This window comes from Clostridium sp. D33t1_170424_F3 (assembly GCF_015667585.1).
Taxonomy (GTDB): domain Bacteria; phylum Bacillota; class Clostridia; order Oscillospirales; family Acutalibacteraceae; genus Anaeromassilibacillus.
In genome coordinates this window covers 61,489-76,449 of the sequence record NZ_JADPEG010000006.1, presented here as the reverse complement: position 1 = coordinate 76,449, position 14,961 = coordinate 61,489, and the positions used below count along the sequence as shown (strand labels likewise).

Below are 14,961 nucleotides of genomic sequence, written 5' to 3'. Positions count from 1 at the left end.
GAACCAGGCAAAGCTTTGGCTTTCCTGGCCTGCGGGAAGCTCTGCGGACAGGCCTTTTAAATGTTTATTCCTTCCAAATATGTACATACTAGCAGCAATCTGATTTATTCTCTGCAAAACCCAATACGAAAGTGAGGAACTGTGCAATATGAGTAAGATTGTCATTATCGGCGCAAACCACGCCGGCACTGCCGCTGTCAACACCATTTTAGATCTGGACCCTTCCAGCAAAATAGTCGTTTTCGACGCCAACTCCAACATCAGCTTTCTAGGCTGCGGTATGGCGCTGTGGATTGGCGGACAAATTGCCGGGCCGGAGGGACTGTTCTATTCCTCCCAAAAACTGTTACAGGAAAAAGGCGCTATTGTCCATATGGAAACACTCGTAAATAAAATTGATTTTGACCGTAAAATTGTGTACGCGGAGGACTCCAGCCACTCCCAGTATGAGGAACCCTATGACAAACTGATTCTGGCAACCGGTTCGCAGCCAATCATTCCGAAAATTGAAGGATGTGATTTGGAAAACGTACAGCTGGTCAAGCGCTACCAGGACGCGGACGAAGTCATTCATAAGCTTCATACAGATGAGATCAAAAAGGTCGCCGTTATCGGCGCAGGCTATATCGGCGTGGAGCTTGCCGAGGCCTTCAAGCGCAACGGCAAAGAAGTCGTACTGATCGACTGCGCCTCCACCTGCCTTTCCAGCTATTACGACGACGATTTTTGCGGCCTGATGGCAGAAACACTGCGCAGCCACGGTATTGAGCTTGCTTTTAACCAGACGGTTACAAAAATTGCCGGCAAGACAAAGGTGGAAAAGGTGATTACCGACCAGGGCGAATTTGACGCGGACATGGCGGTGCTGGCCATCGGCTTTAAGCCCAACGCCAAGCTGGGCGCGGACCAAATCGCATTGTTTAAAAACGGCGCTTACCATGTGGACAAAGAACAGCGTACGAGCCTGCCGGACGTCTATGCCATCGGCGACTGCGCCACTGTCTACGACAATTCCATCGACGACGTCAATTACATCGCGCTTGCAAGCAATGCGGTGCGTTCCGGCATCATAGCCGCCAACAACGTCTGCGGCGGACATGTGGAAACCGAGGGCGTGCAGGGCTCCAACGGTATCAGCATCTGGGGCTTTCATATGGTGTCCACCGGCCTTACGCTGGAAAAAGCGCGCCGGTTCGGATTTGACGTCGCTTCCGCCGACTTTGAAGATTACCAGAAGCCGCAATTTATGGACCGCAACGAAAAAGTAAAAGTCCGCATTGTCTACCGACGCGACACGCGCGTCATCCTCGGCGCGCAGATGGCTTCCCGCTATGACATGTCCATGGGCATCCACATGTTCTCCCTCGCCGTACAGGAAAAGGTCACCATTGACCGGCTCAAGCTGCTGGATCTGTTTTTCCTGCCCCACTTTAATCAGCCGTACAACTATATCACTATGGCGGCATTGGGCGCTGAATAACGCCTAAACCGGTATTTTCTTTTGTACGGAGCGCTTCTACGTCCCACTGAACAAACAGCAGGCGCGCTTCTTCCGCAGCTGCCATCATTTCTGCGTTTTCCTCCCCGTAGGGGGAACGAAACAATGCAGGCGTTCTCCCCAGAATCGATTTCACTTTTCTATTACAGCTCTCCATTTGCACAATCATCTGTTCTGCGGGCATCTTTGCCATATGAGGATGTGTGTCGGAATGATTTCCAACCTCACATCCCGCCGCTGCGATTTTCTGCAGGGAATCGGCATGTGTCTCCGCCCAACGACCGGTGACAAAAAAAGTTGCCGCCGCGCCATTTTGCTCCACTACTGCCAGCAGCTCTTCGATCTGCCGGTCATTCCATTCCACATCGAACGTGATCGCCGCCCGCTTCTCTTCTGTTTGGACACGATAAACCGGCGCAGAAAAGGCGTCTGCCGCCGTCCAAACCGTCTGAATACAGCGAGCGCCGATCGCACATGCCAGCACCAATGCCAAACAGCTGAAAAGCAAAACCAACGCGCGTCTTTTGGAAAAAATCCAATAAATTTGGTTTCCACGGGGACGCCTTCTCTTTTTGAAATGCAATACTGCTATAAAAACACCCCCTCGGCAAATTGTATGCCAAGGGGGCTTGTTTGTATTTATATAGGAATCATTCGGCATAACAGTTGATTCGCTGTTCCCGCAGCAAACGTTTTCTCTCCTTATGGTCCGGCATGACCGCGTCCAACACCGCGTAGAACTGTGCAGAATGATCCGCTCGCACCAAATGTGCAAGTTCATGCGCCACCACGTACTCCATACAGGCAACGGGGGCCTGCGCCAGATACAGATTGATGGTCACCACCCGTTTGACGGGCAGACAGGAACCCCAACGCGTCTTCATTTTGCGGATACGAAACTGCGGCATGGGAATTTTGTACGCTTGAAAAAGCGGATACACCGTCTCCACCGCCCGCGTCAGGGCCGCTTCACAAACGGCGCGATACCAGGCTTCAAACAAGCGTTTGTTATGAGCAGAATCCGCCGGGTCATTTACAAACATACGCAGACTAGTTCCCTCCGGAACAACCCGTTCCGGGTTGGAACGTTCCAGCTGCAGCTCATAGCGCTTCCCAAATAAACACACGGGTTCGCCGCTTTGACAGGCAACAGGCATCTGCTGTACCGCCCGTCCCGCATAATATGTCCTGGCACGCAAAATCCACTCCGCACGGCTGGAAACGATCCGGTCAACTTCCCTGGAAGCGACTTTCCGGTTGGCAGACACACAGACCAGCCCGCTCGGCATAACGCGAATATTCACATTTTTCACATGTTTCCATTCCAGTTGATAGGCAATTGTCTCACCCTGATAACAAATGGTTCGTTCCATACCACACCTCTTTACCCGTCCTATTCTAACGCAAAAGTGCGTAAAAAGCAATTGTCCGGGGCGCATAACTGTGGTATGCTTATTTTATAGAAACCGGAAGACGAAATGGAAGTCCCGCAAGCGGAAGGACCACAGTCTTCCCAGAAGAGCCCTACGCCCCGCCCTTTTTCGCGCTGTACAGAAAACCGTCTGCCCTGACCATACATTGGGTGATACATGCAGCACATGCCGGTCCAACGTCCGGAAGATCTTTTTAGGGAATAGTTTAACTCGGCTGGGGAGGCATGCGCCTTTTTGACAATTTCCAAATCAAAGGAGATGATTTTATGGAGCCTGTTTCCATTTGGTATTTATACAACAGCGGCTTTGCGGTGAAAACGGAACGACATTTCCTGATATTCGATTATTTTCTCGATTCTCCACGCTCCGGCGGCCTGAAGAGCGGCGTCGTTGACTCAACAGAGCTGCAAGATTACGACACGGTGGTTTTTGTCTCCCATAGCCATGCGGACCATTTCAATCGCAATATCTTTCAATGGCGCAAACAAATTCCCTCCATCCGGTATGTCCTGTCGGATGATATCACCACTTCCGAAGAATGCCTGCGGGTAGGCGCCGGACAAAGCTGCGACCTCGGAGATCTGCAGATCCAAACGCTGGCCTCTACGGATTTGGGCGTCGCGTTTCTGGTGCAGGTAGACGGCCTCTGTATCTACCACGCGGGGGATCTGAACTGGTGGCACTGGAACGATGAGCCGGAAGAGGCCAATCGTCTGATGGCACAAAGCTTTCAAAAACAAATTGACACACTGGAGGGAATCCCCATCGATATTGCCTTCCTTCCTGTCGACCCACGACAGGAAGAAAACGCATTGCTGGGCTTGCAGTATTTCACACAGCACGCCGACGCAAAGACAATCATTCCCATGCATTTCGGCTCCCAATTTTCTATTTTTGATCGCATCTTCTCGGACCCGCAGACGCTGCCCTACCGGGACCGCATCATTCGCTTTTCCCAGCGCGGGGAAATATGGCCCCACCATCCTTAAAGTCAAAACCCGCAAAAGGCATTTTTACTGCTCTTTTGCGGGTTTTCTTTTAATTGAAAGTTTTTCTCACTCCACGAGCATTGCATCTGGAAAAAACGAGCGGTGCAGGGACACTTTCCCTACACCGCTTTTCTGTATATTTATAATAGCGGAATTTAGCTGGAAAGTCAATATGCAAGGAGAAAAATTTTGTGTTTTTAAGCTTTGTTTCAGCTTAAAAGAGAAGCCTGTTACGTCATTCATTTTATGCACCCAACTCACCATCCCCAAGAAGAATAGGATTTTTTCAACTTCTTCGCATCTTCATCTTTTTCATATTCCCGTTTTCCTAAATATTCATCTTTTCGGGCAATGGTCGGATCAAGCCAATCCACTTTCTGCTTTGCCCACATAATCCATGCTTTTGTTTCTTCATCCTCGGCGCCGGAATTCTCTTTCGCGCTGATATAGGCACGGATTTTACAGGCAATTTCATAATCTTCGGCAGCATGAACAAGCGCATTCGTCCTCTCCACCTCCAGATTATATCGTTCCCGTCGTTCTTCGCGTTCACGCGTTTCTTCCTGTCGCTTGCGTTCCGCCTCTTCTCTCGCTTCTCTTTCCTGCCGAACAAGTTCAGAGGCTTCATAAAGAGAAAGCATAATTTCTCCCAGCTTGTCCTCTACGACATAGGATTTGCAATCGTGATAAGATTTTTGTCCATATACCGTAAAGCAAATACGCCCATTATAGGGGTGATCATATTTCCTGATATTGGGTTTGGAGGCATAGGAATAACGACGTCGTTCTTCTTCATATTTGAGTAACTGAATATTTTCTTCTCTCGTTGGAATATGCTTTACCTCATCTTTTGCCTCCGTGACTGTTACCCGTACCGTCTCACCATTAACTATAAAATTCAGTTGATCTGTCAGACTACATCCTAATGGCTCCATCGCCTTAATCAACACATCAAAAATACGGCATACACGTGAAAGCGTTTCCTCAGAAATGGTATCCGCCAGAAATGGAGCCTGTGGCATATTGCGTTTCCCCCACCCTTTCGCTTTATTAATTTTCAACTCTTTTTGCCATTCCACAACCTTTTTTCGATGGGAAATGATTTTAGTGTGCAATCTGGCATCTGCATCTGGAATTTGAAGCTGTTCAGCAACAGAAAAAGCAATGGATCGCTCCTCTGCTTCCAAAAAAGCAAGATGATCATCAGGATCCACATTTTTAAGTTCATTTTTTGCAGTTCTTACCCCTTCTTTATGCTTTGGATAATTACTTACAGGTAATGGTGTTGGTTTGGGCACTGATTTCCCCGCTTTTTTCTTTGCCCAATACCCTGCTGGAGGCGTTGGAATATTAAGTGACTTACAAACCTTATGGATGGCAACATCAGAAACTCTATACCTTTTTGCCACTTCGGTAACAGGCTGCTTCCAAACCTCTTGATATAACATTTTACGATCGTAGACATTGAAAGTTTGGCCATACCGTTCCCGGGTTTCCGGTACAATTTGTATCTTCTCATCAGTCTCAACAACCAGTTCGCTCTCAAAATCCGGAGGAATGGATGCAATTGAATCCGTTGATTTTAAACTTTCAATTTGTTCTTGTACAGCCTGTTTCTTTTTTCTTGTATCAGGAGTTGTTTCATAGAGTTTCACTAAAACATCGGGCAAACCTGGTAATTCAGGTTTTTTTGTTGGCTTTCCATGCGCTAATTTTGTCCAATACCCAGAAGGCGGGATCGGTATATCTGCCGCTTTAATCTGTTTCAAAAGGTGTGCATAAGGCATCGCGTATTTCTTTGCCATTCCCGCTACAGAAATCTTCCAAGCTTCATCGTAAATCTGTTTCCTTGTTATAGTAATCACTGGCTTTTCCGGCAATTGTATCACCTCCGCCTGTCGCCCATGCTCTGCTTTTCCTTCTCCCGCATTGCTTTTCACTATATGAATTTCATCAAATACTTCTGGTGGAGAATTCAGGCCTCCCACATTTTTATCCTGTAACTCTTTTTCAGCATTCCGGCCTATGATGGCGTCGTACTGTTTTATCCCTCCTATTCCTCTTTTTCGCTTAATAGAAAAACCAAGTCACGTTTCATTTCTTCAAACTGATTGATAATAGTATTCAAGTTCTTTTCGATGTTCTCGACCTGTATTTCATTGATTTTTCCATGATTATACGCGATCAGTCGTTCCGGCACGATGGTATAACTCCAACTGTCCCTGTATCGGTCTTCATTATGTACCGCAAATCCAATTGGAAGCAAATTATTTCTCATTCCCAGAGTCAGCATATTGGGAGAGATACCCAGGTAATCGGCCGCAATTTTAATGGTTATCTTTGACATCGTTCTAATCTCATCGTCCGAATATTTCGCCATACGTTTCACCTCCCTCTTCTTAGGATTAAAAAGTAACGCTTATCTTCCAAAGTACCAGATGCCCCGCACTTGATCCATATTGAGTTCCCAGAATGTCGCCTGAATATATCGCCCTGTCTGATTCCATTCATCATAGAGTGGTGGAGAGACGGTAAATATAGATTCCCAGGACTTTTCCTTTGTAATTCTTTTCTCTTCTTCCGGCAAATGCTCAAAGCTCTTCCCATTGCCTGTCGAGTTCCTTCTGATTTTGCGCCGATGGCATATATGAATCATTTAGTACGAAATGCCAATCTATCTCATCGCTCAACAAAACCTTGTCTGCTGAAATCTCGATTTCTATGCAAACGTGCTTTCCCTTGTAACTGCGAAACTCCATTCTTCGAAGATCTGGTTTTTTGTGCTGCCACTCTAGGGTGTGCCATGCCCAAATGGGATAAGTCACACCAGCCGGAGGTTCACCGATCCGCCGTCACATCTGCTTTGTCATCCATTGGTAAGCGCACTCAAATTCACACTCCTGCATACACTTTGCAAGGCGGCTATCACACCGAAAAGATTTATCTCTTTGCAGTTGTTCCCATACTGCCAATGGCTGAATTGTCCAAAGTCTTATTTCCTCATATACCGTTTTCATTTCTCAAAACTCATATTTCCCCCAACAGCAATATGCTATCAGCCGCACTCGCTCAGCCGAAGGATATCAATCCTCATAGACATATTCGGTTAAATAGCAATCGCAGCACATACTCAAGCCAATTGTTCTTCATCGTTACCGTAGTCAAATATTTATCTATGTTCTGGACCCAGATCAACGACCCATACCATTTTCCCTCATGACAAACTTGGAATCATCTATTCGATAATCTCTTGTACCCGACCAACCTGCCCATCTTCAAGCATCACTTTTATTCCGTGGGGATGATAACTGCTCTTCGTCAGCAACCGCGCCACAATTCCCTCCGTCAGCTTGCCCGCACGTTGACCCGCTTTCAGGACAATCTTGACTGTCGCTCCAATCTTCACATCAGATCTGTTTTGTCCGTTCATCATTTCTTGCTCCTATTTTCTGGATCTATCATGATCCTGATATTCGTGCGGCCGCTCTTTGTAATCCCGCACCAGGTAATCACCAACCTTCTCATATTTCCCAGCGGCAGGTACATCTGTTTCATCGGAAGTTATATCGTCATGGAGAATCGCGTCAAAGAAAATTCGTTCCAAATACTCATACTTTGCATATATCCCCTGCGACGCCCAAACAAGGGCACTGCATACATAAGCGGAATGTGCCTTGAATAACTCGTGATCCACCTCAAAGCCGATCGACTTGGCAAGCAATACCGCAAAGACGATAACGTTGCGGGTATTTCCCTCCCGAAAGGGATGGGTCTGCCAAATCTGGGCGATGATCCTGACCAGACGAAATACAACATCTTTATCATTCTGGCCGTTTCGCTTCAGCTTGGCGATTTCTTTCATAGATGCCGTCAATTGCTTCTTAATCTCCTTGGGACATGCATATCGAACCGTGTCGCCGCCCAAAACGTCTTCCTGCTTGATCATCTGAATGGTACGGAACTCCCCCGCCCAATCATAAATTTGGCCGAAAATGGCACGGTGGATATCTTTTAACGTGTCTGTATTGAATTTCTCATACTGCTGGTTATAGATGCCCATCATTGCTAAATTGGTGATGTCCGCCTCGGCTTTATGCAGAAGCTCCGGGTCTTTGATGCCGCCAAGGTTTACCAATACGTCAGCGTCATCATATAAATATGGATCTCGCATTTCACACCTCCGCAGAGAAGCCATACCTCTTGAGCGTCGCTTCAAAAATCGAAAGGAAAGGTTTGTTTCCGTTTTGCCAAGCCTCAATGTCCTGCGCTGTTTGTTCGCTGACAGGAATTCCCTCAACAGCGTTCATAGCGCTGGCAAAGGATGAGCTCTGCCTTTTCTGTTCCGTTGTCAAATTGTCCATCCCTGTACTAAGCTTCAAAAGCATGAGCTGACGGCTGATATTTTTTCCAAGTAACTCCGCAGCCTGTTCCAGTTCACTGAGCCGGGCTTTCAGTTTTGGTAATTTCACCTCATATTCTTTGCGTCGCATAATCTGTTCTGTGACCGCATCCACTTCCTCACTCTTTAAATATCGGCTTGTCAGTTTCCCGTCAACTCTATTCTGCAAATAGCAGTAGGTGTTGCCCTTAATCGTCTTTTTTGAAATGTAGCCTTGCACAAGGGACTGCAGCTCTGTTTCCAGCTTCAATTTGCGTTCAAGCAAATCTTTGTATTCCGATAAAACCATATGATCCATAAAATTCATGCCTCGCTTTCGTTTTATAGTATACCGCACATTAACCTCAAAGTAAACAATTATTGTGATTTATAGGTTATCGCATGGTATGCCTCCTGTTTATTTATCCCCGCACAGTCCACAAAGCGGAGAAGCGCGTATAGTATGAGTCAAAGCCTGTACGGAAGTTACTCACCGCACAGGCTTTGATGATAATACCACATGTTTATATTGCTTCCCAATGGGCTTTTAAGCTCTTCTTGAGCACCGTAACTATTTTCCGCAAAACTCATCAAAATTCTCAAACATGATCTCCATCCTGTCAACCTTCTTTTCTACATGATAATGACCGCAGTACCATTTCTCATAGTCCAGCCTATCCTCAATGCCATCCAGCCAAACCTCCGTAGTCTTATCCACCTGACTCTGGTTTACTCCAGGCAGAAACACTTCCACTGGCTCATATTTCAGCGGTGTGGTATGGCTCAACACCACGTCCACCTTCCATCCCTGCTCATCGAGCTTTTGCTCCACATTCTTCTTAATCTCTTGAGAAGGTTGTTCATCCGGCCACCAGCCATAACCATACCTGAGCCGCATCATTTTATCAATGCTATACGCACCACCTATCACGATAGACTGCTTTCCATTCAAGTCAAATACTTCCCCATCCTTTGCAAAAAACAAATTCGGAAACTCCTCTTCATAATACACCGTTCCGCCATGCCACAATTTTTCTTGATAACTGTCTATTGTATACGGCCTCTGCTCATGGTTCCCGTGGATTGAAAAAATTGTAATCGGCAGCGTTTCCAAAAAACTTTTCTTCATCCTGTCATAGCGGCCGCCGCTAAAATTAATCCCTGCGTCTCCAAGTATGATCAATATATCCTCACGTTTGGTCTCAAACCTCTCGCAAAAGTGTTCCACCCGTTCAAACCTTCCATGGGTATCTCCTGTTATATATATCTTCATCTACTGTTCCTTTCTGGATTTTCCAAAGTGCCGGACTTGATCCAAATTGAGTCCCCAGAATATCGCCTGAATATAGCGTCCTGTCTGATTCTCTGTCGCTCAGCAAAGTCTTGTCTTTAGAAATCTCAATTTCTATACAAACGTGCTTTCACCATTTTTTCAACGCAATGACACTCATAAAGAGTTTGTAGTAATCTCCACCTGTTTCCCGCTGAAGGCAACCCCGTACTTGAAGATTGTTTTAACACCCTTGGAGCTCATATCGGTATCGTACTTACGATCCTCAATCTGTGCCAAAGCCGTCTCTGAGAGCTGTTTTAGTTTATCCCCGGAGAAATTTTTGGCCGCCTTCAGCTCAATCAGAATGCCCGGCATATTCGCCGACTTGGGTAACAATTGAAGATCGTATCGGCCTTCCCCTGACTCGCCATTTGAACTGATATAGTAGCGGTTATCCATCATGGCGCAAAGGCCTAGGACAAAGCCATGGTAAAAGTTTTCTCTGGCTGCATCATAGCAGCTTGCTGATTGGAGAAGAAGCTTATGCATTTCTTTTTGCAGTCTTTGCGCATCATTGGAATACAATGCTTCCTGAATCGAAATCGCAGTGGCTTGGGGAATGATATCAGTTAACTTTTGCAGGATCTCTTTGTTATAGACAAATGCGATTTCCTGGTTGGGTAACGCCACCTCACACATGTAATCTCCGCTAAAAGCGGGATCTACCCTTACGATCTTCAGATAACCGGCAACCAGCAAAAAGCTGTATACGGAAGATGGATTGTTTCGAATCTGAGGATAAATGACACCGGTATCAATATAGGTCAAGAAAGATTCTCCTTGCAATAAAGCTTTGAGGCGTTCATAAATATCTGCCCCCGCATGCGCCAGAACCTCACCGATAATTTCGTTGCTGCCGGTTGACTGCCAGAAGGCTTTTGGTTGGCAATGATTTCTAAAATAATTGATGACAGACCAAGGATTGAATATTTCCGAATCCCCAAAACGGTATCCATCGTACCAAGCACAGATCTCCCCGTACTTCTCCTCTGCATGATAATAGCGGGCAATCTCTTTTACCTCTTCCTGCGTAAAGCCAAAATATTCACTATATCGACTATCCAAAATCGAATTGACTGCAAGATTATTCAAACCGCTGAAAATGCTCTCTTTGGCCACACGAAGAATACCCGTTAAAAAGCCATAGGAAAGATGCCGGTTATCCTTTAGGCCGCCTGAAAAGAGGTTGCGCATGAAAAGGATTACTTCATCGTAGAAACCCCTCATGTGCCCCTGCTGGATCGGCGTGTCATACTCGTCAACAATAATGATTGGTGGGATATCATAATGCTCATCCAGCATTTGAGAAAGCCTTTGCAGAGACATCATCATGTCCGTATTGTCCGCTTTCTCTTCCAGCACCGTTTTAAAATATGCTTTCTCATATATACTGCAATGTTCGCTTTCCAAAAGCTCGCTATGGCGTTCAAACTCCTGCCTCAGAATCTTTGAGATCTGATCATAAGTCTCTTCCCAAGTGTCCCGCTTTATATCCTTAAAGGTGATGAAAATCACCGGGTATTTTCCTTGGTAATCACGATATTTTTTACCGCAGGACCAAATCTTTTTGTCTCTGAAATAAACCGACGTATCTTCGTCCGTCTTTTCAAAAAAGGTGCGGAGCATATCCATATTTAAAGTCTTGCCAAAACGTCGGGGGCGGGTAAACAGAGACACCATCGGCCGTTCATCCAGAAAGTCCTTGAGCATCATGGTTTTATCAACATAGTAGTATTCTGACGAAGCCAATCGATAATCTGAAATTCCAACCGGCAGCGGCAAATTCGGCTGGATTTTACTTTTTCTATATGCACCGGTCTTAATGCGACTATCCGCAGGTTTTTCGGCGTCGATAGGTATCACCCAACCGCGTCCCTTTTTATATGCCCCTTCTATCCGCCCTTCTTTACATAGGATGGTTACTCTGCGTTCAGTGATCCCCCACAGCATCGCCGCTTCCTTTACAGTCATAGCATTGTCCATTAAAGCACCTCCCAAGTCCTTTAAATATAGTATACTTTGGATTCAGAATAAAATCAACATTATTCCGAATAAAATCAAGCGTTATTGTGATTTTGTTCTTTTTCTGCCACCATACTACAGATTCTCCATTTCTTTTATATAGAAGCTTCATTCATCACCACTCAATATAGTGTCGGTTTAGATTCCCGTTGTTTCCGCTAGACGGATACTTCCATCTCGCCAATCATTCATCTTTGTACTCATGCGAACGTTCTTTCTGGTCTTTTGCTTTGTACTCTCCGATCACATCATAGGCTATCTATCTGGAAGCCTCTCATCGCGCTCAAACAAGGGCAACCACCGTAAAAAGTTGGAAGCGAAAAACAAAATATGATATTATTAATAAAACAGCGTTCGTGGTTGAAACTCTCCAGGTTTTTCTATCCATATGAACGATGTCTGATTTTTTGCCCCGCGCACAGTAATTTTCGGAGATGACCAAATGATAAAAACAGAACTAGCAGCACCTCAAATAGACCATTACATAAGATGGCTGCGCGATGGTACCAGCGCATTCGACAAAGCCTCCCTCGCCTTAATAGATACGCTTTATCACGAATTAAAAAAGATCGTTTCCTGTGGTGATGACAATCGCCGTGAGCTTTGGCTTTGTGCCGAACGCGGAACGATTGAAGACTTCGGCGACTATGAAGAAATGCTCACGGGCGGAGAAATTGAAAATCGTGAGGAATGGGAAGATTGGTGGCGTAGTGAATATCCCGAAGAAAAAGTCTGGTATCATTTTGTTGCTGTGGAATACAACGATTTCCGTGCCATTATTGTCCAGCATCAGCCCGTCATTCAAATCGACCCGCATGAAAAAAGTTCGTGGGGCCATGACGTAACACCATTTATAAAATGGATGATTCAATCGGTTAAAAACTGTATCTTCGGTTTGCAAGCACATACTTACAATGAAACGGTCAGTCTTGAGTTACCGCCGCAGCACAGGACGGGAACCATCCTCCGCAGTGATTACTGGGATATTTTTCCCGAATACCGGCAAGAGTATCTGAGCGACATTTCATCAGAAGACATTCAGGATTTTTTGAAGTATATGCTGATACAAGAACAGGCTGAAAAACCCAAATCACGAATTCCACGCTTGACAGCCGGAATATTTTATGAATACTGCTCCCTGGGGTACCAAGCCAATTGCTATGATGGCTGCAATACGTTATCCCCCAAAGAACAGTATTACAAAAATGCCGATGGAAGAGACGAAGGCCTTCGACACATTCATGAGGATTCTCCCGAGGCTTTTCATAGCTGGCTTCATAATAGAGAAGGAAGCGGCCATCCTTGGGAGGTATGCCGCGGGGGAAACGCAACACATATCTCTCTATATGTTCGGGAAGACGAAAAAGGGATTTATTTAGTCGCAGCCGGGAAATCCTATGGCCGCTCTATAGAAGCCATCAAGTTCTATCTTGCTTTGGCCCGCAAAAACATTCCGGTTTGGATGAACGATGGTGGGGCAATGGCTGCCCGCCTTACGGCAAGCGATAAGATCGGTATTGTACCCAAGGGTGTTATGCCGTTTTACTGCGAGAGTTATTTCCCTAACGAATATATTTTGGATTTCATAAATCTGCCCGAAGAAAAACGTGAGCAAGTTGCCGCAAGTGCTGTTTGGCAGCCAATACAAAAACAGAAACTACACTGCTGAAATTATCACGATCTCATTTCTTTCAATCTCTTTCATATTTCAAGTGAGCTTCTATTGAAGTATTCTTATTGAGGAGGTGCTCACTTGATTAGTCAGAATGAGTATGAGAAGGTTTTATTACAGGAGTACCAAATTCCAGGGCTTGAGCAATTTCTTGCTCGATACCGTTGTAATATTGATATCAGCATTTTTTGTGCTTCCTGGAAAGCAACGCCAACAAACAAAAAACTTGCCCTTTCTATACATAAGAATCCCAGAAAGTCACCGGAATGACACATTGGTATCGTTCGTCAGGTGACTTTGACGGCATTTTATAAAATAGAAAAAGCAAGTTTCGTGTAAATCTGATTTATATCGACTTTAGGGCCAATACTAATCATAATAATTGACAAAGTATACAACTATAGCCTTTGTCCCATGTTCAACAGCCCCAAAATGAATACTTTGTTCGATATCTTTACCCGAAGTGTGTGGGTTTTATATACACGCTTCGGGTAAAAGTTTGCGTAAATATGCTTCTGGAAAAAGCACATGAGAATAGTCCGAAGATTTATATTCGGGTAAGTATTGATCCACATCAGGAATTATGCCCCGAATAATTGTGGCCATGTCAGCATAGACGTCCGCGGTAAACGAGGCTTTGGTGTGTCCCAGGGATCGAGACACCTCCCTTAGGTTGCAGTTTTCCTTTAGCAGCAACGTGGTATAGCTATGGCGCAGCCCATGCCATTTTATATCCGGAAAGCCGTGGCTTCTCAGTAAATCCTTGAACGGCTCCCAGAAATAGTTCTTGCTACGTGGTTTTCCATAAGAGGAACAACAGATAAAATCAAGGTCTTGAAAAGCTTTCTTTCGCCTATCCCGTAACATCTCATATCTCGTTCTTTCCTTCATGACTGCTTCCAATACAATCTGAGGCAATTTTAGCACTCTATCCCCTGCCGGAGTTTTTGTAGAAACTTCTTGTTTTAGTTTTATTGGAGGAATTTCGACAGAGGATTTTGGAGCCGCTCTAAGCTGGCGCTGTATATGAATTGTTTTTTGCATGTAATTCACATCCGAATATTTAAGGCCTATAATCTCCCCCATCCGCAATCCTAAAAGGGCTGCAAATAAAATGGGGAGGTATAGGGATGTGCCCTTGCTGCAAATAAGAAGCCGCCTCATTTGCCACTGGCTGTATACAGCTTGCTGATGGCCGGATACCACTGCCTTCTTTCTCTTTAATCTGATTCCTATGGAAGGATCTGTAGAAATAAAATGATTCTCCAATGCGTATTTCATAGAAGTGGTTAGAAGCGCCTTCAAATTTCTTGCAACGCTATACGAGCGCTCTGCGGTCACAAAGAGCAGAGTTTCCACGCTTTTTTGATCTATCTGGCAAATCGTTTTTCCTTTCCAATATGGCATGATATAGTTATAGACGCAGTTCCTATAGGAAAGGTAGGAATCGTGCTTTAGATATGGACGTTTGATTTCCTCCAGCCAATGCAGATAAAATTCAGAAACACTGATCGTCTCATCCATAATAAAAGTATTATTATAGAAAGCGGCAACCACCTTATCCCTTTCTGTCTCCGCGTCTTTCAAAGTATCAAACTCACCCTTCCATCTGCTTTGGCTCTCGTGTTGAAAGGTA

The 14,961-nt window shown here is 45.3% G+C and carries 15 protein-coding genes; 5 read left to right on the top strand and 10 right to left on the bottom strand.

What is annotated here, in order from left to right; all coding sequences use genetic code 11:
- Positions 1-148 precede the first annotated feature (148 nt).
- Positions 149-1,480 carry a H2O-forming NADH oxidase gene (gene nox / locus I4V53_RS05510; protein WP_195984384.1) on the top strand — a complete coding sequence of 444 codons (1,332 nt, stop codon included), beginning with the start codon at positions 149-151 and terminating at the stop codon, positions 1,478-1,480.
- Here the strand turns inward: nox and I4V53_RS05505 are convergent.
- Together I4V53_RS05505 and I4V53_RS05500 are read right to left on the bottom strand one after the other, a co-directional pair.
- Positions 1,455-2,006 carry a polysaccharide deacetylase family protein gene (locus tag I4V53_RS05505; protein WP_195984383.1) on the bottom strand — a complete coding sequence of 184 codons (552 nt, stop codon included), beginning with the start codon at positions 2,004-2,006 and terminating at the stop codon, positions 1,455-1,457. The genes nox and I4V53_RS05505 overlap by 26 nt on opposite strands.
- Before the next feature lie 142 nt (positions 2,007-2,148).
- Positions 2,149-2,871 (bottom strand): M48 family metallopeptidase, encoded by a 723-nt coding sequence (locus I4V53_RS05500; RefSeq protein ID WP_195984382.1) that lies wholly within the window; start codon positions 2,869-2,871, stop codon positions 2,149-2,151.
- Between the two features lie 326 nt (positions 2,872-3,197).
- Here I4V53_RS05500 and I4V53_RS05495 point away from each other — a divergent pair, with 326 nt between their 5' ends.
- The gene (locus I4V53_RS05495) at positions 3,198-3,920 is read left to right on the top strand and encodes an MBL fold metallo-hydrolase (protein WP_195984381.1); all 723 of its coding nucleotides are present in this window, start codon (positions 3,198-3,200) and stop codon (positions 3,918-3,920) included.
- Positions 3,921-4,177: 257 nt separating this feature from the next.
- On the opposite strand, the gene I4V53_RS05490 is transcribed toward I4V53_RS05495, so the two are convergent.
- Together I4V53_RS05490 and I4V53_RS05485 are read right to left on the bottom strand one after the other, a co-directional pair.
- Positions 4,178-5,908: a hypothetical protein gene (locus tag I4V53_RS05490; RefSeq protein ID WP_353616480.1), complete on the bottom strand. Its 1,731-nt coding sequence runs from the start codon at positions 5,906-5,908 to the stop codon at positions 4,178-4,180.
- A 65-nt stretch (positions 5,909-5,973) separates the two neighbouring features.
- Positions 5,974-6,300, bottom strand: coding sequence for a hypothetical protein (locus I4V53_RS05485; RefSeq protein WP_195984380.1), 327 nt, complete (start codon positions 6,298-6,300; stop codon positions 5,974-5,976).
- A 69-nt stretch (positions 6,301-6,369) separates the two neighbouring features.
- On the opposite strand from I4V53_RS05485, the gene I4V53_RS14270 reads away from it, so the two are divergent.
- On the top strand, positions 6,370-7,140 hold the full coding sequence (locus tag I4V53_RS14270) for a hypothetical protein (RefSeq protein ID WP_502709356.1): 771 nt from the start codon (positions 6,370-6,372) through the stop codon (positions 7,138-7,140).
- A gap of 15 nt (positions 7,141-7,155) precedes the next feature.
- Here the strand turns inward: I4V53_RS14270 and I4V53_RS05475 are convergent, their stop codons facing one another.
- From I4V53_RS05475 to I4V53_RS05455, 5 genes are all read right to left on the bottom strand, one after another.
- Positions 7,156-7,350, bottom strand: coding sequence for a YwbE family protein (locus tag I4V53_RS05475; protein WP_195984524.1), 195 nt, complete (start codon positions 7,348-7,350; stop codon positions 7,156-7,158).
- Between the two features lie 12 nt (positions 7,351-7,362).
- The gene (locus I4V53_RS05470) at positions 7,363-8,091 is read right to left on the bottom strand and encodes a Fic/DOC family protein (RefSeq protein WP_195984379.1); all 729 of its coding nucleotides are present in this window, start codon (positions 8,089-8,091) and stop codon (positions 7,363-7,365) included.
- Position 8,092: 1 nt separating this feature from the next.
- Entirely contained in the window at positions 8,093-8,617 is a 525-nt protein-coding gene (locus I4V53_RS05465; protein WP_195984378.1) for a DUF6788 family protein, read from the bottom strand.
- Between the two features lie 252 nt (positions 8,618-8,869).
- The gene (locus I4V53_RS05460; RefSeq protein WP_195984377.1) at positions 8,870-9,571 is read right to left on the bottom strand and encodes a metallophosphoesterase family protein; all 702 of its coding nucleotides are present in this window, start codon (positions 9,569-9,571) and stop codon (positions 8,870-8,872) included.
- Between the two features lie 174 nt (positions 9,572-9,745).
- Positions 9,746-11,614 carry an AAA family ATPase gene (locus I4V53_RS05455; protein ID WP_195984376.1) on the bottom strand — a complete coding sequence of 623 codons (1,869 nt, stop codon included), beginning with the start codon at positions 11,612-11,614 and terminating at the stop codon, positions 9,746-9,748.
- Positions 11,615-12,095: 481 nt separating this feature from the next.
- Here I4V53_RS05455 and I4V53_RS05450 point away from each other — a divergent pair, with 481 nt between their 5' ends.
- Complete coding sequence (locus tag I4V53_RS05450; protein ID WP_195984375.1) at positions 12,096-13,322, top strand: hypothetical protein; 1,227 nt, start codon at positions 12,096-12,098, stop codon at positions 13,320-13,322.
- Between the two features lie 84 nt (positions 13,323-13,406).
- Positions 13,407-13,595, top strand: a complete 189-nt coding sequence (locus I4V53_RS05445) for a hypothetical protein (protein WP_195984374.1) — start codon at positions 13,407-13,409, stop codon at positions 13,593-13,595.
- A gap of 204 nt (positions 13,596-13,799) precedes the next feature.
- Here I4V53_RS05445 and I4V53_RS05440 read toward each other — a convergent pair whose 3' ends face one another.
- The gene (locus tag I4V53_RS05440) at positions 13,800-14,912 is read right to left on the bottom strand and encodes a site-specific integrase (protein ID WP_195984373.1); all 1,113 of its coding nucleotides are present in this window, start codon (positions 14,910-14,912) and stop codon (positions 13,800-13,802) included.
- Positions 14,913-14,961: the final 49 nt, after the last annotated feature.

Bases quoted from the DNA above. Each gene is read 5' to 3' on its own strand.
- I4V53_RS05475 (WP_195984524.1), bottom strand. From the start codon at position 7,350: ATGAACGGACAAAACAGATCTGATGTGAAGATTGGAGCGACAGTCAAG.
- I4V53_RS05455 (WP_195984376.1), bottom strand. From the start codon at position 11,614: ATGGACAATGCTATGACTGTAAAGGAAGCGGCGATGCTGTGGGGGATC.
- I4V53_RS05470 (WP_195984379.1), bottom strand. From the start codon at position 8,091: ATGCGAGATCCATATTTATATGATGACGCTGACGTATTGGTAAACCTT.
- I4V53_RS05450 (WP_195984375.1), top strand. From the start codon at position 12,096: ATGATAAAAACAGAACTAGCAGCACCTCAAATAGACCATTACATAAGA.
- nox (WP_195984384.1), top strand. From the start codon at position 149: ATGAGTAAGATTGTCATTATCGGCGCAAACCACGCCGGCACTGCCGCT.
- I4V53_RS05485 (WP_195984380.1), bottom strand. From the start codon at position 6,300: ATGGCGAAATATTCGGACGATGAGATTAGAACGATGTCAAAGATAACC.
- I4V53_RS05465 (WP_195984378.1), bottom strand. From the start codon at position 8,617: ATGGATCATATGGTTTTATCGGAATACAAAGATTTGCTTGAACGCAAA.
- I4V53_RS05460 (WP_195984377.1), bottom strand. From the start codon at position 9,571: ATGAAGATATATATAACAGGAGATACCCATGGAAGGTTTGAACGGGTG.
- I4V53_RS05500 (WP_195984382.1), bottom strand. From the start codon at position 2,871: ATGGAACGAACCATTTGTTATCAGGGTGAGACAATTGCCTATCAACTG.
- I4V53_RS05495 (WP_195984381.1), top strand. From the start codon at position 3,198: ATGGAGCCTGTTTCCATTTGGTATTTATACAACAGCGGCTTTGCGGTG.